Here is a 21895-nt window from a genome sequence, read left to right on the forward strand (position 1 = left end):
GCTCGGTAATTAGTTCGAAAAAATAGGGAGTACGAAGACTCCCTATCATTTTCCAGTAACTTGGTATTCTCTAAGCTTTCAATTTTCTTAATTATACCGTTCATTTTTAATTGTTGCAATATCCCAAATTCAGAAGGTTTACTGCAAAAGCTGTTCTTCTTCCCCAACACCAGCAGGTTGGAAGTCCTCGCCGAAAATGGATTTTTCAAGAAGCTCAGCAATGTCATAAGTTCCGACTTTATCTTCCACTTCGATTGCTTTCGTTCCGTCGGATAGCATCGTCAAGCAGTACGGACATCCGGAAGAAATAATTCCAGGACTTACTTCCATTGCTTGTTCAGTACGCGCTACGTTAATGCGGTGGCCTGTATCTTCTTCCATCCACATAAGTCCGCCGCCCGCTCCACAGCACATGCCGTCTTGGCGGTTACGTTTCATCTCGACAAGGTTGACGCCTGGAATCGCTTTGAGGATTTCTCGCGGCGCATCGTAAACGTCATTGTATCGGCCGAGGTAGCATGAATCATGGAAGGTAATTGTTTCATTGATTGGATGCACCGGTTTCAACTTCCCTGCCATGACAAGGTCATACAGCATTTCAGTGTGGTGGAGGACTTCCGCTTTGAAGCCGAAATCCGGGTATTCGTTCTTAAAAATATTGTATGCATGCGGGTCGATTGTGACAATCTTCTTGACGCCCGCTTTTTCGAATTCATCGATGTTGCCTGTCGCAAGCTCTTGGAATAGGAATTCATTCCCAAGACGACGCGGTGTGTCACCGGAGTTCTTCTCTTTATTCCCAAGGATTGCGAATTTGACACCCGCTTCGTTCATTAGATGTGCGAAAGCGAGTGCGATTTTTTGAGAACGGTTATCGAACGCACCCATCGCGCCTACCCAGAAGAGATACTCGAACTCTTCATCCGCTCTCTTCATTTCCTTCACTGTCGGAATATGAAGATCCGGACGCATGTCGCGCCAGTTTTCCTTCTCTTTACGGTTGAGGCCCCACGGATTCCCTTGGCGCTCGATGTTTGTCATCGCACGCTGTGCATCTGCGTCCATCTTCCCTTCCGTCATGACAAGATAACGGCGAAGGTCGATGATTTTGTCGACGTGCTCGTTCATAACTGGACATTGGTCCTCACAGTTACGGCAAGTCGTACATGCCCAGATTTCCTCTTCCGTGATGACGTCACCGATAAGGGATGGGTTGTAGATGTCGTCAAGCGTCGCGCCTTCCAATCCGGCAGCAAGCGCGATTTGGTTCCCTTTCGTGTGCTTGAACATCGGAGCCGGGACCCACGGTTGTTTTTTCGTAACGAGCGCACCTGTATTCGTCAGGTTATCGCGAAGTTTTGTAATCAAATCCATTGGTGACAGCATTTTGCCCGTCCCTGTAGCTGGACACATATTCGTACAGCGGCCGCATTCTACACAAGCGTAAAAGTCGATCATCTGCTTTTGTGTAAAGTCGGTGATTTTGCCAACTCCAAGTGCTGGCATATCATCTTCGTCTTCAGCCTCTTCAAGCGCTTCGAAGTCGATTGGTGAAAGTTTCCCTCTACGATCAAAACGCATCATATACGTATTGATCGGACCTGCGATCAAGTGCGCGTGCTTCGATTGAGGAACGTACACTAGGAACGTGAGTAATGTGATTAAGTGAATCCACCATGCGATGAAGAACACAACTGCAGCCGCAGTCGGGCTCATAAAGCTGAAAACGCTTGCAATTGCAGATGCCATTGGCTCCGTCCAAGTCGTTCCATGCCCAAGCCAAACCATGTTTGCCCCGTTTGCGATGAGCGTCGAAAGCATGAGTGTGCCGATGAAGATCAGGACAAGGCCCGATTTCCAGCCGCGCTTCAAGCGGACAAGCTTCTCAACATAGCGGCGATGGAATGCCCAAATTACTGCGACCAAAATGACTGCAACTACGATTTCCTGGAAGAATGTAAATCCACCATAAATCGGTCCAAACGGTAAGTGCGACCCAGGCTTCAAGCCCTTCCAAATCAGGTCGATCGCCCCGAATTGGACAAGTAGGAATCCATAGAAGAACATGACGTGGATCGTACCACTTTTCTTATCCTTCATTAGTTTTTTCTGACCAAACACGTTGACCCAAATCGCATGGAGTCGTCGCGAAACATTACTATCGAACTCTTCTTTTCGCCCAAGTTTAATGAACTGCGTGCGTGACGTAATCAAATGCGTGAATAATGCAAGCGCATAAGCAACAACTGCAAGGAATAAGATCCAATTAGCCACTAATAATGCATTCATTCATTCCCTCTCCTTCCGATAACATTAAACTTTATGAATAGTGTAGTAGAAAACAGATGTAATGTCGATGTTCTATTTTATAGTCTAAGATATGAATGAGCATTCAGTCAATGGATATTTTTATTTAGGGATAATTTTCAAAGCATTTATTATTCATGGTATTATTAATTAACGGAGGATAGAGGAGGTTGGAAATGAATACAGACAGTCTTGTCAAAAATACTTTGTCAGTCATCGGCTTTCCATTCACATTAATAAATAGGCTTATCAATCAAAAAAAGAAGGTTAAAGAATTAGGGCAATTGGTTGAGGTGAACAGCAGGAATATCCATACGATTGTCTCTGGAAACAACGACTCAAAACCTACTGTCATACTTGATGCGGGATTAAGTTGCTGCTCGATTGACTGGTACTACATTCAACCTGAACTATCCAAATTTGCAAGAGTACTTTCGTTTGATCGGGCAGGTTACGGCTGGAGCTCACCTTCAAAAGGCACGAATACAAGCGAGGAAGTCGTCGATGACTTACTACGCGTGTTAGAGAAATTGGCAATCGAACCACCTTATATCCTTGTCGGACATTCATTCGGCGGATTAAACATGCGTTTGTTTGCAAGTAAGTATCCCGATCAAGTGGAGGCGTTAGTCCTTGTTGATGCAGTCCATGAAAAGAGGTATTTAAGCAACGAATGGGATGAATTCCGTAAAAAAGGCCATCAGAAAAACATGAAGTTATTTAGATTAGGATACATCACTTCCGGGGTGGGGCTACCTAGACTATTAAAGCAACCAGTCGGTAGAAAATACTTACCGAGTTCATTTCAAAAGCAAGCTGACTATATCGGGTATCATCCAAACGCATTCGAAGCGGTTTATAAAGAATTCCTGTACAGTGAGCAATCTGCAAAGCAAGTTGCTACTTCTAAACCGCTGCGACCGGACTTGCCGATCAGGATAATAAGCTCAAATAATAGCGATCCCACTTGGATTGAACACCAAGAACTCCTATGCAATTTATCAAATAACACAAAACAAATCCAAACAGATAATAGTCACTCCATCCATTTGGAAAATCCCGAGCTGGTCATTCATACCATTCAAGAACTATTTGAAGCAGTAGAACTCCCGACATAAAAAAGCTCCCGGTCACGTATCATTCCGGAAGCCGTCAATTTCATTTATCTTATAAATGGGTCCGCCAATCATTTGGCGGGCTTTTTCGACGTTATGGACGTTAATCCCAAGGAGTACTGACGTTGAAGGACCTGCCGATGAATGAATATCAACATCGGTTTCGGTTTCGATCTCGACCTGCAGATCCTCTTTCAACCTTCTATATTCCGCAAGGATCCCTTTTGATCCGACCGGCCAGATTTTTTGAATTAACCCGCTGTCCATCGCTTCCTTGATCATCCGCAACGAAGCGATTTCTTCACGCCTATCAAGCACTTCATTCCCGACGAGCGGCGCGCCGTACACAAACCATGCGCAGTCAGTTTCAACAGGAACCTCCCGCTTCTTCCCGATCATCGTAACCGCTACGGCCGATTGCATGAGCTGCATATTCGTTTCCGTGCTGCCTGTGATGACGGGGATTTCCATGTTCGCTTCCCGGAAAACATCCTCCACTCCTGCTACATAAGCGCCCCAGCTGTCCGAACCAGTAAAATTATGAATGAGGACAGAGACTGGATTCGCCTGCACCGCCCATTGCTCAAGCAAAACGACACGGGCAGCAAAGTACGCGGTCACCCGATCCGGAACCGCCACTATATCATGGGTTTTCTCCCCGATGCCGCCCGAGTTGTCGGTTGTCACGACAAAGCCATCGCCAAGCTCGATTGCATTCCTCATCGGACGAGTCCCAATCTACCGTCAGCCGCTTTCGACAACGCCGGCATGACGACCGCCGCCACGACTGCGTTCAAAACAGTCGCTACTAAAATCGCAGGAACTGCGCCGACGAAGAACGCAGGCGATACAAGGAAATAAAATGGCAGCGGCGCAAGCAACCCGTTCGCAATTGTGAAGAAAATCCACTTCCATGAATGTCTACCCGCTTTATGAAGGCGCGCAAAAACATAAAGGATGACGAACATCTCAAGTGCAATCAGGATATGGAATGGGCCGAGCGGAAAACCCGCGTACATCGCGGACGCGATATGCCCCGTCATTGATGCGAACCCGACGAAAACCGGAGGCAAAAAGGATGCTGAGAGCAGCGCCGGAACCGTATCAAGCGCCAGGGAGCCGACGCCGGACGGGATTTTGATGAATCCGCCTACCGCGCAAAGCGCCGCGAATAAAGCGGTTACTGTCAACTTTCTTACTTTCATTTTCAATCCTCTTTCTTTTTACCTGTACGGAACACTTTCGCACTGCGTACGTATTCATTATCGGGAACGCCAAGGCGCGAATTGACGATTCGGGCAGCTACGAATAGATAGTCGGACAAGCGGTTCAAATACCGTTGGACTGTACCCGGCACATCCTCCTCTGCTTTCATCAATGTCACCGTCACCCGCTCTGCTCGGCGTGTCACTGTGCGAGCGATATGTAGCGTCGCAGCTGCAGGCGATCCGCCAGGGAGGATGAATTTCTCAAGCGGCGGTGCTTCTTCCATCAACGCATCGATCCGCTTTTCCAATACCTCGATCGGCTCGTCGGATAACTTATAGTGACGCTCTTTCATGACGTTCGCCAAATCCCCGCCGCCATCGAATAATTCATTCTGGATTGCCTCCAAATCCTCAAGCAGATCTGCGAACTTTTCACCATCAAGTTCCGTCATCGCCTTGCCGATGAATGAGTTCAGTTCGTCTATCGTTCCATATGCTTCAACGCGAAGGCTATCCTTGTCGACACGCCCTCCGATCAGGCTCGTTTTCCCTTTATCTCCCGTTTTCGTGTAGATTTTCATCTGATTTCTCCCCTATTCTTTAATTTTCTTCAATGTTTGTGGCAATCCGTACCAAATCCTCGTCACTTCATCCGCTTGCGCGATCAACTGCTGATAGAGCCGCCCGCATGCATCCCGAAGCGCCCTTTGTTTAGCATCCATCGGTACGATTCCTCGTCCGACATCGGTTAAGATGAAAATGACATCCCTGTCTTCGATAGATTTCAAAATGAATTCCACCGCGTCCGCTTCGGGCAGTTCTGTCTGCGCAAGCCACTGCTCGATTCGATCGACGACCACCTTCCCATCTGACGGAATTTCCAACTCACCAACGGAACAATCGACCCAATGATGCGGGACATCCACAAGTATCCTTTTCACGTAGTCCCTTTTCCCGTTATGGGCACCCCCGATAATGACACGCATCGTCCACCCTCCTTCATCTTGTCATACGTTACCCACTCGAATTTCCAAGCAGATCCATGGGGAATTTGCCATGACCAGAAATCAGATGGAATTGGCGAATACCTTGCCATCGCAATTCGGATTGGACCTCCGTGAGTGACGACAACGGCGCCATTTGGCAATTCAATAAGCGCTTCAAGTACGCGCCGCTCAACATCCGACATGCTTTCCCCGCCGCGTGGTGCGCGTGTTTCCATATCATCCAACCAATTGCGGTAGTCCCTATCCATTTCAAGGTCGGCGTATGTTTTCCCTTCAAAATCACCAAAATTGCATTCACGAAATCTTTCATCTGCCTGGTAGACTGCGGCAGGAAAGAGCAATGCAGCTGTTTCCTTCGCCCGGAGCAGATCGCTCCCGTGCACAATTTCGGTTTTTGATAAATTCCAAAACACATCTGAACCCTTTTCAATCGGTTCATCCGTCCATCCTATATATTTTCGCTCCCGATTCCCGGCGGTCGCTAAATGGCGAATCAAATACAAATGATGATTGCGAGCCATAACAGCGCCTCCATCCCTTCGATGAACGCCCCGCATAGATCACCCGAAACGCCACCGAAATTATTTAATGACCACCTTCTGAATAAAAACAGTCCAGCTACCAAAACGAGGCCAAGTGTTACAGGCAAGGTGATTGAATCAAGCCATAATCCAAGTCCCGTTAAAGCTGCTGTCCCTAAAAAAATCGACCAGCCGATCAGTTTTCCCTTCAACAGTTTCCCTATGAAAAAATGCGCAATTCCCTTCTCCTTCGCCGGGCGCGTCGTAATAAAGTAACTATTCATGCCCACCCGCGATAGGATTGGAACAGCAAGGAATAATGGCAGCCATTCCGTATGACGTAGCAAAAGCTCATGGAATAATGCAATTTTCACGAGTATCAGCAACACGATTGCCATTGTCCCAAACGCGCCGATACGCGGATCGTCCAGTATTTCCAGTCGCTTTTCCCGGTCGCGATACGAAAAAAACGCATCGCCCACATCCGCGAATCCATCGAGGTGGAGACCGCCTGTTAGCGCAATGCCAGTCAGGACGACAAATACCGCAGCAAGTAACGGTCCCGTCCCGATTGCATCTGTGAATAAAACCGCAACGGCAAACATCGCGAGGCCAATGAGCCCTCCGATGAACGGCAGCGCGATATACATTCTCGTTACGTCTTTCGTCTCCATCGGCAGCTCTTTGCGTACGGGAATTGACGTGAAAAATTGGAGCCCGAGTAAGAGCCCGTTCATCGGTCGGACTCCTTGATGACCGATAGCAGAAACGGCCAATCGAGATGCGCCTTCACATGCTTCACCCACTCGTCGTAAATATCGACTCCGGTAGGTGCGTTCGGAAGCGGGCGATCTGCATCTTCCTCTTCAATCCCATGGTTCATCATATGCGGAATGACCCCGACGACACGAATGCCGGTGTAAGTTTCAATAAAATCGATGCCTTCCTGGAACAGCGAGACGTCACCATGGAATTTATTAATCAGAATTCCTTTCACCCGTGATCGATGCTCCGTCGTCAACAACTGAAGCGTACCGACAATCGAAGCGATTGCGCCGCCGCGGTCGATATCTGCAACGAGTAAAACCGGCACGTCCGCCATATCGGCGACCCGCATATTGACGATTTCTCGGTCGTTCAAATTCACTTCGGCGGGACTTCCCGCCCCTTCAATTACGACAACTTCGAATTTCTTTGAGATCCGGTCGAGCGATGTGCGGATTGCTTCAATTGCTTTCGAGAAAAATTGTTCGCGATAGGCGAATCCGTCGACTGCGTTGAATGTCTCGCCGAAAAACAGGACGTCCGATTTCATGCTTCCAACCGGCTTGATCAGGATCGGGTTCATCTCAATGATTGGCGTGGTACGTGCTGCTTCAGCCTGCAAGTATTGCGCTCGGCTCATCTCTTCGCCACTTAGTGCTATTGCGGAGAATCGCGACATGTTTTGCGATTTGAATGGGGCCACCCGCATTCCCTCGTCTGAAAGCAGCCTGCATAATGCTGTGCAGATCATCGTTTTCCCTACGTCCGACGCTGTTCCCATCACCATGATTCCTTTCATCGCACAACCACTTCCCCTTCCCGTTTCCAGTACTGCGGCAGACCGTAGTCCATCTCGACGGCGTTATCGCTCAAGGCGACAAGCTTTTGGTGCAGCCTTCCGATCCATTCGCTGTATTTCCTTGTTTCATCGTAAGTGGATGGGAATTCGTCAAGTACCTCGTTCGAAACGATGACGAGATGAGCTGATTTACTGCGGATTAGGTCCACTGTTCCAAGCATTTGCTTTGCCTTTTTTTCCATGCATCCGTCAAGTTGGATACAAAACCGGCCGTCGTGTTCGGTGTACAATTCATTCGCAAGCCAAGTCGTGAGACAATCCCATAGGACAAAATCGTTTTGTTGAATGAATGGCAGAACCTCGTACAGGTTTGTCGGTTGCTCGATTGTTATCCATGCTTGTTCTGCGCGATCCTGTTTATGCTTTTCTATTCGGTGCTGCATCTCGTCATCGACCGGTCGGCCGGATGCGATGTAGATGAGTCTGCCTTTCGCAGTGGTTGCCCCTTTGACGAGCATGGCTTCCGCGTATGCGCTTTTTCCGCTGCGGACACCGCCACTGATAAATGTTAGTTTTCCGCACACGTTTTTTGGACCACCATTCTGTTTGATTTATCACGTTCGACTTCGTTGAGCGCGCAAGGTGATTTCTTGAGCGCGGATTCCCTTTCTTGAGCGCGCTGGGCGGTTTCTTGAGCGCGAATCCTCATTCTTGAGCGCGCGGGACGGGTTCTTGAGCGCGGATTCCCTTTCTTGAGCGCGCTGGGCGGTTTCTTGAGCGCGAGAGGACAATTTTAGGCGCTGGTAAGTTGTTTATGCGCGATCCAGTTCGTTTTCAAACCACTCTACAAGTTTGCCACGTAGCTTTTCCATTTCCTCACTGCTTTTCATGCCGATTCGAAGATAGTGGCCGTCCATTCCGTGGAAGTTTTCAGAGTGGCGGAGGACGATGCCTTGCTTGAGCATGTCGGTGTATAGCTTTCCAGCGTTCAGCGGCTTGAATGAAAGGAAATTGGCTACTGAATCAATCACTATGCAGCCATGCTGTTTTAGGAATACTGTCATTTTCTCCCGTTCTTCCTTGGCATGGCGAATTGCCGCTTCGCGATAGGCTTCTTGTTCGAGGCAGACTGCACCGATTGCGGCTGCCATTCCGTTGACATTCCAATGTGGCACTTGCGATTTCAGTGATGCGATCACGTCTGGATGTGCCACTGCGTAACCGAGCCGGATTCCTGGAATCGCATACATTTTCGTCATCGAGCGGACAACGATGACGTGTGGAAATTCCTTTACCTGAGGGATGAACGACTTGCCTTCATCGATGAAGTCAATGAAGGCTTCATCAAGGACGACTTCACAACCTACTTCGCCCGCCTTATGTATGATCGAGAGCAAATCCGCGCGCTCGGGTAGGATTCCTGTTGGATTATTTGGGGTGCATAAATATATGGCGGATGCGGACGGGAGTGAGTCCAAAATTGCTTCCTGTGGCAACTTGAAACCGTCTTCTTCGGAAGCAATAAGCCGAACGATTTCCACTCCTTTCGCTTGCAATGTCGTTTCATATTCCGAAAATGTTGGATGGACGACAATTGCCCGCTTGCCGCGATAGCGTTCTGCGATGAGCGATAATAATTCGGCTGCACCGTTGCCTGCGATTACTGATGAAACCTCGATGCCGTGGTAATTCGCGGCTACCGACAGGAACGGTTCGCCGGATGGGTCGGGGTATCCATTTAGTCGTGAAATGAGTTTCGGCCAGAGTTCAAGGACAGCCGCTGGAGGTCCCGAGGGATTGCAGTTTTCGCTGAAATCGATTAGTTCGGCAGGGGCTTCCATCCCTAACTTTTCATAGACGCGGCGGGGGTTTGCCCCGTGTTCAGGCAAATGGCTCGTAACCACGCCGGATTCCGGTTCACGATTCGTCCCTTTTTCAGGCAATTGCATAGAAGATCACTCCAATGATGGTAAAGATTATCCAAAATGCGAACGATGCTGCGTGCATCTGCCTTATTGCGGATTTGATATGTGCAGCTTTCAATGGGTTTTGTCCAGGCCCGATTTCCGGGCGTTCGGAGACAACTCCACGGTATGTACTTTTTCCGCCTAATTTGACACCTAACTGCCATGCGGTTGCCGCTTCCAAAAATCCGCTGTTCGGGCTTGGATGACATCGAGCGTCTTTGCTCCAACCGACCAATCGTTTTCTAAGCGGGATTCCACCTTCGTTCGGCGACACTAACAAGATGAGCAATCCGGTGATCCTTGCGGGAATGAAGTTCAAGACGTCATCCGTGAGCGCGGAAAACTTGCCGAAATCACGGTAACGCTCATCTTTGTAGCCGATCATCGAATCGAGCGTGTTGACGGCTTTATACATCCATAAGCCAGGGGCACCAAATAAAAACGCCCAAAATAATGGCGCCGTCACGCCGTCAGAAGTGTTTTCGGATACGGTTTCGATTGCACCGCGGGCGATGCCGGGCTCTTTTAATTTATCGGTGTCGCGGCCGACAATCCACGAAAGCTTCTTCCTTGCTTCATCCATGTCCCCTGCTTCAAGCGGCGCGTACACTTCAAGTGCGGCATCCTTCAAACTTTTTTGGGCTAGGCCGATAGCGATCAAGATGGCTTCGACGATTATTCCGAATACGATATGTAATTGGTAGGCGATGCCAATTACGGCAATCACGATCGCTGTTACGATGAAAATTATAATGAACAGCATTCCCGCGCCTTTTAGTACGCGGGCGCGTCCTTTGTTGAGGGCCGCGGTGAGCTTCGAGATGAATGTGCCGATCCATCGGACAGGATGTGGCCAGTTCGGGGGATCTCCGATTAAGCGGTCAAGGACGAACCCTAACGCGATTGCAACAAAATGAGCTTGCATTATGAGGGCCATACTTTCGCTTTTTTATAGGCCTGAACCGCGCGTACAGTACTGTCATAAACGCCGTGGCCAATCAGTTTGCCGAGTGGAGTGATCGGTCCCGCGTACGGCAGGTGTTCTCCTTCCTGGGTCGCTGCGATGAGCAGGCTGTCGGTCGACGTGCCTGTCGCGATTGTGCCTGTGAGCGGGTCTTTTATGTCTTCGGTTTGAAGGGCTTTCGTTTTCGCCTCGGTTGCGGTGATCATCGCTTGGATGAACGCTTCGTCGGGCAGATGCCCGTTGACGATGACCCATGTGTTGATGGTGCCGATGCGCTGTTCCCGGTCTCGCGTTAGGGATTCCGAGACATCGACGGCGTTGCCTACACCGGCAGTGACCATGATAAGGACGGATCCAAATTCGCCTTTGTATTCGCCGATTTCTGCGTGTTCGGTCGTGACGGCGGTCATCATGCCGACGGTGTCGGTGAGGTGGTAGCCGCGTTTTCCAAGATAGTCCGCCATTTCCGCTTTGACGTCATCGGCGTTGTAGTTGGCGTCGACGTGGCGGTTGACGAATGCGCGGTACCAGCCCATTCCTGGGTTCGTGACGGCGGATGAGATCGTTTTCAACGGTTGATCGACTTTGAATGAAACATGATCCGCTGAGACGGTGAATTGCTGTTTATTGACAGTGAACGGTTTTTCTTCCTCCTTTGTATCAGGGAGGAGTGTCATCTGTGGCTTTGGCAGTTCAGGGTGTGGCTGTGTTTTTACGCGAGCGTTATATACAGTGCCGATTGTCGTTTCTTGGATGACATCCTTCGGGTCGCCGATTGTCGCAATCCGGCCATTTTCCATGAGGAGCAACCGGTCGCAATAGAGCGAGGCAAGGTTGATGTCGTGGAAGACGGAGACGACGGTGACGCCTTTTTCGTTTTTCTGCTTGCGGATTGTGTCCAATAATTGTTGCTGATGCGCGATATCAAGGTGGTTCGTCGGTTCATCCAACAGAAGGATCGGTGCTTCCTGCGCGAGTGCCTGCGCAACGAAAACGCGTTGCTGCTCGCCACCTGAAAGAAGTTCGATCGGCGTGTCACTGTAACGGGTGACGCCTGTATAGGCAAGCGCTTCGTTTACGGCACGCTCGTCCTCATTCGACCAAGATGAGAAAAGCCCGGATTGGTGCGGGTATCTGCCAAGTGCGACGGTGTCTTTCACTGAATGGGAAAACGCATGCGCATGGAGTTGCGGAAGGACCGCGACCTTTCTTGCGAATTGTTTTTGGGAATAAACTGCGGAATCCTTCCCATCAATCTCGACTGTGCCTTCAAGTTTCGGCAAGATGCCTGAAATGATTTTAAGAAGTGTCGATTTCCCGCTGCCGTTCGGTCCAAGGATCCCTAAAACTTCCCCTTTTTCCACAGAGAATGAGATGTTTTTGACGATTGGCTCTTTGCCGTAGCCTCCTGAGAGGTTGTCGACTTTCAGCATGTTACATGGCCCCTTTCCTTCTCTGTCTGTAGAAGATGTATGCGAACACCGGCGCGCCGATGAATGCAGTGATGACGCCGACCGGCAGTTCCGTTGGCGAGATGATCGTTCGTGCAATCAGGTCGCAGATGATTAATAGTGAAGCACCGTTCATGAACGATAATGTTAGCAAGTGCCGGTGATCGGAGCCCCACATGAGTCGTGTCATATGTGGTACGACGAGGCCGACGAAGCCGATCGTTCCGGAAACGGCGACCGCTGAGCCTGTGAGTACGGAGCCGCCAATCAGGATCATGAATTTCCGGCGTTTGACGTTGACGCCTAAGTGATGGGCGCGTTCTTCCCCGAATAGCATTGCGTTCAATTCCCTGCGGTTGAGCCAAAGAATGAAGGAGCCGATAACGACGAACGGCAACACCATGAGAATGTAATTCCAGCTTCGCATCGATACGCTGCCAAGGAGCCAACCGATGATTTGACGGAGTTCTTCACCTGTGAGCGCGATCATGAGCGACAGGACGGAGCCTAAAAATGAACCGAAGATGATTCCGGTTAGAATGATCGTTTCCATTTTCATTGAGCGGTCGACAAGTTTTGCGAAGCCGATGACGAGGAACATTGTCAAGGCGGCGCCTGCCATGCTGAATACCGGAAGTGTGTATGGGCCTAAGATTGGGATCGATAAACCGAAAAAGAGTGTCATGACGGCACCGACAGAGGCGCCGGACGACACTCCGAGGGTGTATGGGTCAGCAAGCGGATTTTTCAGTAATCCTTGGAAGGCGGCTCCTGCGATTGCGAGCGACGCGCCGACGAGCCCGGCCAAGATGACGCGGGGCATGCGGATTTTCCAAAGGATATTCGAAGCTGTTGTGTCCGTCGAGTCCCAAAACGTTTGGATCGGAATTTTAACGGTTCCAATCGAGACACCGAGCCAAACCGCCACTATGAGTGTGGCGGCGGACACGATGTAGGCTATTGTTGCTTTATTCACCGAAAAGCTCTGGATAGATCGCTTTCGCTATTTCTTCCAGTCCTTCCGCGAGGCGTGGGCCTGTACGGCTCGTTTTGTTTTCGTCGACTTGGACGACAGCGTCTTCTTTGACTGCCGTGATACTAGCGAATCCGGCACGGTTTTTCACGCTTTCAACGATATCCGGCACATAGCTGTACATGACAAGGATGACGTCAGGGTTTTGGCTGACGATTTCTTCAGGGCTGATCATGACCCAGCCTTCCTCTGTGATGACGTTTTCGGCACTGAGCATTTCAAGGATTTCTTGCATGAATGTGTTTTTACCTGGCGCGTAGATTTCAGGTGCATCGGAAGTTTCAATGAATACGCGTTTCATGTTCTTAGCTTTGACTTTGTCTGTTTTCGCGATTACTTCTGCCACTTTTGCCTTCATATTTTCGATGATTTTTTCTGCTTCATCTGCCTTGCCCGTCGCTTCTCCGATTGTTTGGATCGTTTCGTATGTTTCGTCGAAGTTGGTTGCGTTTTTCACGACGAATACGTTGATGCCTGCGTCACGGATTTGTTGAAGTCCTTCGTCTCCCATGCCGAGGCCGGATTCATGTGCAAAAACAATGTCCGGGTTCAGTGCCACGATTTTCTCGACGTTGAACTCCATTCCGCCGATTTTCTCTTTTTCAAGGGCTTCAGCAGGGTAATCGTCGTAATCGCTAACTCCAACGATTTCTTCATTCAGGCCAAGTGCGAATAGGATTTCAGTGTTGCTTGGCATCATGGATACGATTGTTTCAGGTGCTTTATCAAGTGTGATTTCATTGCCGACTGAGTCGGTCAATTTGAGTGGGAAAGTTGCGTCAGCCGCTTGTTCAGTTTGCGAGCCATTTGTTGGGTTATCGTCTTTCTTCGCGTCGTCCGTGCCGCATGCTGCAAGCAGGAATGTCGCTAAAATTGCTGTTAGACATAGTTGCCAAAACTTTTTCATTCTGATTTCCTCCTGTTTGTTCCAAATAAAAATCCCCCGTTTTGTGGACGGAGGAATGTGCTTAGTAAAAATACGGGCGTGTAGATAAACCGAACGCGCTGATTTCCACCAAACCTATCCTCGTAGGGTACGGGTGACTCATGAAGGCAGGTCTCCTGGCTCGTGTTTTAATCGCTTCGCCGCGCCTTCCCAGAAATTTTTCCAGTGGCGTTGTTGCGGCAAGCTCAACACATACAGTGGCGGGACCGCGCCGGCATTGAACCGGCTTCCCTTTTAACCCCGGCGTTGACGGCGGGGCACCTTCATGTTTGGTTATGTAATTGTGTACGAGATTATTATACTATAGATTTTTCGGTTGTCGAGGGATGGGGATTTCTAAGCTATGAGCCTTTTGAATGCATGCGGGCGTTTATGCGTGAATTTCTGCATTTATGCGTATCTGTACGGATTTATGCGCGAATTTGAGGGTTTATGCATATTTTGAGGGATTTATGCGTTTTTGATGAGATTTATGCGTGTTTAGGAAAAAAACTCCTCCGCGGATGTTCTGCGGAGGAGTTTTTTCGATGTTACATTCTTTCTGGTGCGGAAACGCCGATCAGTTTCAGCGCATTTGCGATTGTTGTGCGTGTTGCTGTTATTAGAGATAGACGTGCTTCGGATAGATCGCGGTTTTCCGGATCAAGCACTTTTTCTGCGTTGTAGAAGCTGTGGAATTCCGCAGCTAACTCTTGGATGTAGATTGTGATCCGGTGTGGTGCGCGCATTCTTGCTGCGTCGCTTACTACACGTGGGAAGTCGCCGATTTTCTTTAATAATGACGATTCCTTTTCGGATTGCAATAAATTCAAATGATCTGTTGAAGCCGAAAGATTCGATTCATCCGCTTGGCGCAGGATCGATGAAATCCGTGCATGCGCGTATTGCGCGTAGTATACAGGGTTTTCATTTGACTGTGAAATGGCTAAGTCGAGATCGAAATCCATTTGTGAATCGCCTGAACGCATCGCGAAGAAATAGCGGACTGCGTCCAAACCGACATCTTCGACCAGTTCGCGCAATGTGACAGCTTTTCCTGTCCGTTTGCTCATTTTGAACTTTTCGCCGTCCTTATAGAGCTGGACCATTTGCGCAACTTCCACTTCAAGTGTGTCGCGGTCATAGCCCAACGCCTCGATTGCCGCCTTCATACGCGGGATATAGCCATGGTGGTCGGCGCCCCAGATGTTGATGAGCTTATCGAAACCGCGGCGAAGCTTGTCTTCGTGATACGCGATATCCGGCGTCAAGTATGTGTATGAGCCGTCGTTTTTGATGAGTACGCGGTCTTTATCATCTCCGAACGCAGTCGAACGGAACCATGTTGCACCTTCTTCTTCATATACATGTCCGTTTGCACGAAGTTTATCGAGCGCGATGCCGATTTTCCCATCCGTATAGAGGGATGTTTCAGAGAACCAGTTATCGAATCGGACGCGGAAATTCTCGAGGTCCTGCTTCAATTTCGCCAATTCGAAATTAAGACCGTACTCTCTGAAGAATTCCTGGCGTTCCTTTTCGGACATATTTACGTATTTATCTCCGAATTCCTCAGCAAGCTGCTTACCGATTTCGATGATGTCTTGGCCGTGGTAGCCGTCTTCCGGCATTTCTTTTTCAAGACCTAAAGCCTCGAAGTATCGCGCCTCGACTGAAAGGGCCAAATTATTCACTTGATTGCCCGCGTCATTGATGTAGTATTCCCTTGATACATCGAAGCCTGCAAAATCAAGGATATTGCACAATGAATCGCCGATTGATGCACCGCGTGCATGTCCAAGATGTAAGTCACCCGTTGGATTTGCTGAGACGAATTCTACTTGCACTTTCTCGTTATTTCCGTAAGTGGATCGGCCGTAGTTTTCCGCTTGGGAAAGGACTGCTGTAATGACCTCTCCCAACGTATCGCTTTTCAATTTAATGTTGATGAATCCTGGTCCAGCTATTTCTATCGATTCGATAGCCGTTTTAGACACGTCCAGTTTCTCAAGAAGCGCTTCTGCAATGGCACGTGGCGGCTTTTTCGCGATTTTCGTCAATTGCATCGCGATGTTTGTTGCGTAGTCCCCGTTCTCCTTATTCTTAGGTGTTTCGAGGATAATGTCCGGCATTTCAGTGCTTTCTGCCATGCCTGAAGTAATTACTGCCTCGCGAAATGCTTCTTTGATTTCATGTTGGATCTTTTCAACTGCGTTCATTTGTTTCCCTCCGTGTAGTAAATCGTCATTTCATGTATGCCAAGAAGTGCGTCTTCCGTATGCAATTCGTAATGTGCCGTGAATCTATTTTCCGTCACTTCGAGTTTCGTCGTTTTCACTAACAAGTCAAACGTCGCTGGACCCGCGCCATATGTACCCGGCCGTATTTCGCAAGCAGTGAAAGGCAGACGCATTTGAACAGCGCCTGTTCTCATGATCAAAGCATCCGGTTCATCCAATTTGACAGTCGTCCTTACCTGTTGGCCGTTCAACTTCTCTTCAAATTGCAAATAAGTTTTCCCTGCTTTTTCAATCAATACCCCTGAAGCTGTCAATTCATGGTTATCCGTAGTTTGGCCATCGTGCCTGATGGAAGATTGGAGCAAGACATCCACAGTTCGTCCTTCTTTATTTGATTTCACACGTGCACCGCCCTTAAGGTTCAAAATATCAATCCATTATATCGTTTTTTTGTCTATTATTCCAATAGATGATGATTTAATCATTTTCCCTCGTTTTTTCAGTTTAATCTTCTTCCTCCTGTTGCATACTGACTGGAAAGAACGGCGGGAGAAGGGATTGCATGAAACGAGTAGACTATATTAAAAAGAGAAAGAGACGCGTTTTTTTACGACGTTTTACCATGCTCATAATTACAGCGGTGACGGCGTTTTTCACTATGTTTCTATGCCTTCGTCTATATGCTCAAATTACAGGCGCTCCTTCTTTAAGCGTCCCGAAGGCAAGTGTGTTCCTTGATAAGAACGGACATCAGATTGGCGATAAATTTTCTGAAGAACGTCGATATTGGGTCGACCTTGATGAGATTTCCCCGTTTTTGATCGATGCGGTAATCGCAACTGAAGACAGGAATTTTTATAGCCATAACGGATTTGATTATAAACGGATTGCCGGAGCGCTTTTGAAAGATATTAAAACGATGCGAAAAGCGGAAGGCGCGAGCTCCATTACCCAACAGTATGCCCGTAATTTATTTTTAACATTTGAAAAGTCTTGGACCCGGAAAATAAAAGAGGCATTGTATGCGTACCGGATGGAGACTTTTTACGAGAAAGATGTTATTTTGGAAGGCTATTTGAATACGGTCTATTTTGGGCATGGGATGTATGGCGTCGAGGCTGCAAGCAGGTATTATTTCGCGAAGTCTGCGAAGGATTTGACGCTTGAGGAATCGGCCGTCATTACGGCGATTGCGAAAGGCCCTTCGATTTACTCCCCACGGGATTACCCGGAGCGTTCAAGGGAACGGCAATTGCTGATCCTTTCACTTATGGAGAGTCAGGGGTTCATCACAGAGCAGCAAAGGGATCGTGCAGCTGATATGGCAGTCACGCTGAAAACGGACGACTGGGCTGATATGAAACGAGTAGCCCCTTACTTCCTCGATGAGGTGTGGCGGGAAGCGGAGCGGATTTTGAGCAAAAAAGGACGATACCCTGCGGAGGGTGGTTGGACAATCCGGACAACGCTTGACCAGCATCATCAGAAGTCAGCTGAGGAATACATCAAAAAATGGATGCCGGATGGCGAGCTTCAAGTTGGCTTCATATCGATTGAACCTGAGACAGGTGCTATTACGTCGCTTGTCGGCGGTGTGAATTATTCGGAAAGTCCTTTTAACCGGGTGACGCAAGCGAAACGGCAGCCTGGTTCTGCGATGAAGCCGATTTTATACGCGGCTGCGCTTGAGGAAGGATACAACCCGTTGACGTTCAAGTCGACGGAGCGGACGGTTTTTACCTACGATGATGGGCGCGCCACGTATGAACCTAAAAATATTAACGGAAAGTTCGCGGGCCATCCGATTTCCTTGGCGCAGGCGCTTGCCATCTCGGATAATATATACGCAGTGAAAACGCTTGAGGACATCGGCTATAAGAAATTCAATAAAATGGCGGAACGGTTAGGGCTTAACGTCAAGTTCCAGGAGTCCCCGGCCGTTGCGTTAGGGACATCAGAGGTTTCATTGTTAGAGATGACCAACGCATATAACAGGATTGCATCGGGCGGATTGCAGGTCGAACCTACGACGATTTTATCCATTACGGACGCAGAAGGTAAAACGGTTTACGAACAACCGAAGAAAAGTACAAAACGATCCATCACTGAACAGGATGCATTTGTGCTTACCCATTTATTGACAGGCATGTTCGACCCTGTTTTCAATGATTATTCCGTTTCAACCGGACTATCGATGCGTTCCAAGCAAAGCAGGCCATACGCTGCAAAATCGGGAACTACCATTTCAGACCAGTATCTTATCGGGTTCACACCGTCACTAACCGCGGGTATCTGGACCGGGTATGATGTCGGGCAACAACTGACGGACTTACAGGATAAGGCCGCTTCAAAGAAAATTTGGATCGACTTCATGGAAACAGTCCACGCCGGCAAAGCACCCGAGCCGTTCATCCCACCGAAAGGCGTGAGCAGCATTAAGGTCGATATTGAAACCGGCGGAATCGCCGTCAACGAATGCCCGAAGCAGCGGCTTATGTATTTGAAGGAAAAAGATATGCCTCAAAAGCTTTGCACGGATAAGAACTTGAGGGAGCAAAATAACGGCGAGGACCCTGAGTCAGGGACATTTGAGCTGTTTCCGTTTTCGTTTTTTGAATAAACCGTGGGAATAAACCGTGGGAATTCTCGACAATCAAAAAAGCTTCGCCTTCCGAAGTTCATCGGATGGCAAAGCTTTTTTACCGTCAATGTGGTCTATCTTATGATGGAACATTGCTTGGGTTGGTAATGAACCAGCATTTGACAGAATTCACATGCTTCGGTTGTCCTAGCTTACAAGTGCAAGCTGTAGTTTCAGTGTACTTCCTTTTCGGCGGACATTCAACCTCAGATGATGGTGTACAGTTAAACTTTCACAGTTTGTTCATAATTTGGGTGATTCAACACCTAAATCGATGTGTAATTTCGGCTCGCTTCGGTCCCACATCTCTTTATTATGAGATGATAAGAAATCCGCCAAAATCTTTTTCGATTTGTCATCCATAAAATCGACAAGGATTTGCCGTTTCATTGACTTATCCATTCGATTCACGTGATCGGCAAGCAATTTATAGCCTCTGCGTTTCTCTTTGTTAATAACCATTTCACAAGCAGTAACGCCGGCATAATAGGGTCCTTCTTCCTTGAAGTCAATTGTGACCCAGACGAGCCAGTATGGTTTGCCGCCTTCCGAATCCTCGCGGTTTGTTGTAAATTTGACACCACGCTCCGTGTCGCTGCGAGCATGCATCGCACCGATTTCGATGCGGGCTTCCCCTTCCTCGATGTCGACGATCACCGGTGAGACGTTTTCGAGTGACAATGATCCGATACCGAATCCTTTATGTCCATCGGTTGGATCGTTTTTTATGATGGTAAATCCTATTTTCTGTTTTGGTTTCTGCTCATTCGTCATTTCTATAACCCCTCCCATTCTGCTATTATATACACTATACCCAAGTTTGGGCGAAAGGGGGAAATAGTATGCCATATGTAACTGTGAAAATGTTAGAAGGCCGTACGGAGGAACAAAAGCGTGATCTTTGCGAAAAAGTGACGGCAGTTGTAGCTGAAACGACAGGCGTTGCCACTGAAAAGGTCGTTGTTTTCATCGAGGAAATGCCGAAGAACCATTATGCAATGGGTGGCAAACGGTTAAGCGATGTAGAATGATAGAAGCGATGCGAGAACTTGATTCTCACATCGTTTTTTTGTTGGTTTAACTCCAATAAAAAAATCCCCTAACAATAAGGGGATTCCATGTCACGAGACAGTCGAACACGTCGGGAGTTCTGCGATGAATGCAAAAGCGTCGTTCATTTCGTCTTCGCTGAAGTTTAATTTATTTTTCACGATATGCACTTTGGCGATTTGTTCGTCCTTTGGCAGGTAATCGAAATAGAGCAAGGTGGAGACCAATTCAAGGAATCTTGAACTTTTCCCGTTGAGTCTGCTGAGGAGATCGCTTAATCTTGCATGCGGCGATTCCGCCATCTCGACGAAACGCTCCCCTTCTTCGGTCACATTGTAGCTATATTGGACGTAAGAGCCTTTATCTTCACAGCGCTCCGCCAAGAAGCCCATTTCACAAAGCTCCTCGACACGAAGCGTCAATTCCTCCGAATATGGTCCATACATATGCAACTCATATTTTTCTGCGAAAGGGAAATCCATCTTTTTCGCGATGTAGATCATCTTTTGCAGTTTTTTCCGCCCATTCACTTCATTCGCCAACGCAATGAATTGCACAATCTTGGCATGTTCTTGCAACAAGCCACTCCACTCCTTCCTACCCTTTTAACATCCTTAAAATTTTATCGTACAAAGGATTTTCATCCCTTTTTGCAGCTAATAGATCCTCAGGAAAATAAATTTTATGGTCAGTTCTTCGTTTACCTGATATTGCATCGACGATTTCCGATGATCGGGAAAGCTCACGAAGCTCCCCGCTTGGCATCTGCAAGTAAATCGGCACGCGTTCATTCTCTTCGCCTGGTCGATAGAAATCATACGGCAAGTCCGAGGATGAATCAGTTACAAGGTAATATTCCGGGTCAATCCCGGCTTCTTTGAATAACTTCTCAAGTTCGCCGATTTTACGGTATTCCGTCGCTGGATCGAATTCAGCGTATTGGAATAGACGGCGATTCAGGAAGCGATCGCATAGATCCGCCAAGACTTCATCTTTTTCATTGCGCCACCATTGGAAATAGGTCATCAGCACACCTTCATCCAACGATATGTACTCCTTGAGTCCGAATGTCCGGTCAAAAAATGATGTGAATTGGACAGGCTCGTAAGTAAACTTGTAGCCGCTATTATGTAGATGTCTTGCGCGATGCAGAATTTTCATCAAAATGACTTCCGCACTTCGCGAAACCGGGTGGAAGTAGACTTGCCAATACATTTGGTAGCGGCTCATTATATAGTCTTCCACCGCGTGCATTCCACTAAACTTGATAACGACCTGTTCCTCGGCTGGACGCATGACGCGCAAAATCCGTTCCATATCGAAATGGCCGTAAGAAACGCCAGTGTAATAGGCGTCCCGTTGCAAATAATCCATTCGATCCGCGTCAATTTGACTTGAAATGAGGCTGACGACAAGCTTGTCCGGATAAGTCTTTCCAATAACATCCGCAATTTTTTGCGGAAAATCCGGAGAGACGCGGCGAAGCACTTTATTCACCTCAGTGTCCCCTGTCAGGATGTCCTGCGTGAATTTTTCATGGTCAAGCGCGAATACCTTCTCAAACGCATGGGAAAACGGGCCGTGTCCAAGGTCATGCAACAAGGCAGCGCAAAGAGTCAGCAAACGCTCTTCACCATTCCATTCTTTTTGTCCACTGAACCCATCATCAATGATTCGCCTAACAATTTCATAGACGCCAAGCGAGTGTTGAAAACGGCTGTGCTCAGCTCCATGGAAAACAAGATAGGTCGTCCCAAGCTGCCGGATCCTGCGAAGCCGCTGAAATTCGCGTGTGCCGATGACATCCCAGATGACTTTGTCGCGCACATGGATATACCGGTGGACCGGATCCTTGAATACTTTCTCTTCGAAAAGCTTTTCGTGTTTATAGTCCACTTATTC

General features: G+C 48.2%; 22 protein-coding genes and 1 riboswitch. Of the genes, 3 read left to right on the forward strand and 19 right to left on the reverse strand.

All coding sequences use genetic code 11. From position 1 onward, the window contains the following. Positions 1–138: 138 nt before the first annotated feature. Positions 139–2289 carry a (Fe-S)-binding protein gene (locus tag P5G49_RS00885; protein WP_301241576.1) on the reverse strand — a complete coding sequence of 717 codons (2151 nt, stop codon included), beginning with the start codon at positions 2287–2289 and terminating at the stop codon, positions 139–141. Positions 2290–2483: 194 nt separating this feature from the next. Between P5G49_RS00885 and P5G49_RS00890 the strand changes: the two genes are divergently transcribed. After that, positions 2484–3425: an alpha/beta fold hydrolase gene (locus P5G49_RS00890; RefSeq protein WP_301241577.1), complete on the forward strand. Its 942-nt coding sequence runs from the start codon at positions 2484–2486 to the stop codon at positions 3423–3425. Positions 3426–3437: 12 nt separating this feature from the next. Here P5G49_RS00890 and P5G49_RS00895 read toward each other — a convergent pair whose 3' ends face one another. The 15 genes from P5G49_RS00895 to P5G49_RS00965 all read right to left on the reverse strand — a co-directional run bounded on the left by P5G49_RS00895 (position 3438) and on the right by P5G49_RS00965 (position 16703). Further along, positions 3438–4145, reverse strand: a complete 708-nt coding sequence (locus tag P5G49_RS00895) for a hypothetical protein (protein ID WP_301241578.1) — start codon at positions 4143–4145, stop codon at positions 3438–3440. Beyond that, positions 4142–4627: an ECF transporter S component gene (locus P5G49_RS00900; RefSeq protein WP_301241579.1), complete on the reverse strand. Its 486-nt coding sequence runs from the start codon at positions 4625–4627 to the stop codon at positions 4142–4144. Before P5G49_RS00900 ends, P5G49_RS00895 begins: the two co-directional genes overlap by 4 nt. Positions 4628–4629: 2 nt before the next feature. After that, positions 4630–5211, reverse strand: coding sequence for a cob(I)yrinic acid a,c-diamide adenosyltransferase (locus tag P5G49_RS00905; RefSeq protein WP_301241580.1), 582 nt, complete (start codon positions 5209–5211; stop codon positions 4630–4632). 12 nt (positions 5212–5223) lie between these two features. Then, positions 5224–5616 (reverse strand): bifunctional adenosylcobinamide kinase/adenosylcobinamide-phosphate guanylyltransferase, encoded by a 393-nt coding sequence (locus P5G49_RS00910; protein WP_301241581.1) that lies wholly within the window; start codon positions 5614–5616, stop codon positions 5224–5226. Next, positions 5568–6158 carry a histidine phosphatase family protein gene (locus P5G49_RS00915; protein ID WP_301241582.1) on the reverse strand — a complete coding sequence of 197 codons (591 nt, stop codon included), beginning with the start codon at positions 6156–6158 and terminating at the stop codon, positions 5568–5570. The genes P5G49_RS00910 and P5G49_RS00915 overlap by 49 nt, the downstream gene beginning before the upstream one ends. Continuing rightward, the gene (gene cobS / locus P5G49_RS00920; RefSeq protein ID WP_301241583.1) at positions 6131–6895 is read right to left on the reverse strand and encodes an adenosylcobinamide-GDP ribazoletransferase; all 765 of its coding nucleotides are present in this window, start codon (positions 6893–6895) and stop codon (positions 6131–6133) included. Before cobS ends, P5G49_RS00915 begins: the two co-directional genes overlap by 28 nt. After that, complete coding sequence (locus tag P5G49_RS00925; RefSeq protein WP_301241584.1) at positions 6892–7722, reverse strand: cobyric acid synthase; 831 nt, start codon at positions 7720–7722, stop codon at positions 6892–6894. Before P5G49_RS00925 ends, cobS begins: the two co-directional genes overlap by 4 nt. Next, positions 7719–8306, reverse strand: coding sequence for a bifunctional adenosylcobinamide kinase/adenosylcobinamide-phosphate guanylyltransferase (locus P5G49_RS00930; RefSeq protein WP_301241585.1), 588 nt, complete (start codon positions 8304–8306; stop codon positions 7719–7721). The genes P5G49_RS00925 and P5G49_RS00930 overlap by 4 nt, the downstream gene beginning before the upstream one ends. A gap of 228 nt (positions 8307–8534) precedes the next feature. Beyond that, positions 8535–9671: a threonine-phosphate decarboxylase CobD gene (cobD, locus tag P5G49_RS00935; protein WP_301241586.1), complete on the reverse strand. Its 1137-nt coding sequence runs from the start codon at positions 9669–9671 to the stop codon at positions 8535–8537. Beyond that, on the reverse strand, positions 9658–10614 hold the full coding sequence (gene cbiB, locus P5G49_RS00940; protein WP_301241587.1) for an adenosylcobinamide-phosphate synthase CbiB: 957 nt from the start codon (positions 10612–10614) through the stop codon (positions 9658–9660). Before cbiB ends, cobD begins: the two co-directional genes overlap by 14 nt. Further along, positions 10614–12086 (reverse strand): adenosylcobinamide amidohydrolase, encoded by a 1473-nt coding sequence (locus P5G49_RS00945; RefSeq protein WP_301241588.1) that lies wholly within the window; start codon positions 12084–12086, stop codon positions 10614–10616. Before P5G49_RS00945 ends, cbiB begins: the two co-directional genes overlap by 1 nt. Before the next feature lies 1 nt (position 12087). Beyond that, positions 12088–13080 carry a FecCD family ABC transporter permease gene (locus tag P5G49_RS00950; RefSeq protein ID WP_301241589.1) on the reverse strand — a complete coding sequence of 331 codons (993 nt, stop codon included), beginning with the start codon at positions 13078–13080 and terminating at the stop codon, positions 12088–12090. Then, complete coding sequence (locus P5G49_RS00955; protein WP_301241590.1) at positions 13073–14044, reverse strand: ABC transporter substrate-binding protein; 972 nt, start codon at positions 14042–14044, stop codon at positions 13073–13075. Before P5G49_RS00955 ends, P5G49_RS00950 begins: the two co-directional genes overlap by 8 nt. A gap of 128 nt (positions 14045–14172) precedes the next feature. Further along, positions 14173–14363: riboswitch (cobalamin riboswitch) on the reverse strand. Between the two features lie 250 nt (positions 14364–14613). Continuing rightward, positions 14614–16281 carry an arginine--tRNA ligase gene (gene argS, locus P5G49_RS00960; protein WP_301241591.1) on the reverse strand — a complete coding sequence of 556 codons (1668 nt, stop codon included), beginning with the start codon at positions 16279–16281 and terminating at the stop codon, positions 14614–14616. Then, the gene (locus tag P5G49_RS00965) at positions 16278–16703 is read right to left on the reverse strand and encodes a YwiB family protein (RefSeq protein WP_301241592.1); all 426 of its coding nucleotides are present in this window, start codon (positions 16701–16703) and stop codon (positions 16278–16280) included. The genes argS and P5G49_RS00965 overlap by 4 nt, the downstream gene beginning before the upstream one ends. A 161-nt stretch (positions 16704–16864) precedes the next feature. Here P5G49_RS00965 and P5G49_RS00970 point away from each other — a divergent pair, with 161 nt between their 5' ends. Next, the gene (locus P5G49_RS00970) at positions 16865–18922 is read left to right on the forward strand and encodes a transglycosylase domain-containing protein (RefSeq protein ID WP_301241593.1); all 2058 of its coding nucleotides are present in this window, start codon (positions 16865–16867) and stop codon (positions 18920–18922) included. Between the two features lie 264 nt (positions 18923–19186). On the opposite strand, the gene P5G49_RS00975 is transcribed toward P5G49_RS00970, so the two are convergent. Beyond that, positions 19187–19717, reverse strand: coding sequence for a YwhD family protein (locus tag P5G49_RS00975; RefSeq protein WP_301241594.1), 531 nt, complete (start codon positions 19715–19717; stop codon positions 19187–19189). A gap of 68 nt (positions 19718–19785) precedes the next feature. On the opposite strand from P5G49_RS00975, the gene P5G49_RS00980 reads away from it, so the two are divergent. Continuing rightward, on the forward strand, positions 19786–19974 hold the full coding sequence (locus P5G49_RS00980) for a 2-hydroxymuconate tautomerase (RefSeq protein WP_301241595.1): 189 nt from the start codon (positions 19786–19788) through the stop codon (positions 19972–19974). A 90-nt stretch (positions 19975–20064) separates the two neighbouring features. Here P5G49_RS00980 and P5G49_RS00985 read toward each other — a convergent pair whose 3' ends face one another. Both P5G49_RS00985 and P5G49_RS00990 read right to left on the reverse strand, forming a co-directional pair. Next, a complete protein-coding gene (locus tag P5G49_RS00985) occupies positions 20065–20574 on the reverse strand; it encodes a YwgA family protein (protein ID WP_301241596.1) in 510 nt (169 codons plus the stop codon). Positions 20575–20590: 16 nt separating this feature from the next. Next, positions 20591–21889, reverse strand: coding sequence for an HD domain-containing protein (locus tag P5G49_RS00990; protein ID WP_301241597.1), 1299 nt, complete (start codon positions 21887–21889; stop codon positions 20591–20593). Positions 21890–21895: the final 6 nt, after the last annotated feature.

This window comes from Sporosarcina highlanderae (assembly GCF_030433715.1).
GTDB classification, from domain to species: Bacteria; Bacillota; Bacilli; order Bacillales_A; family Planococcaceae; genus Sporosarcina; species Sporosarcina highlanderae.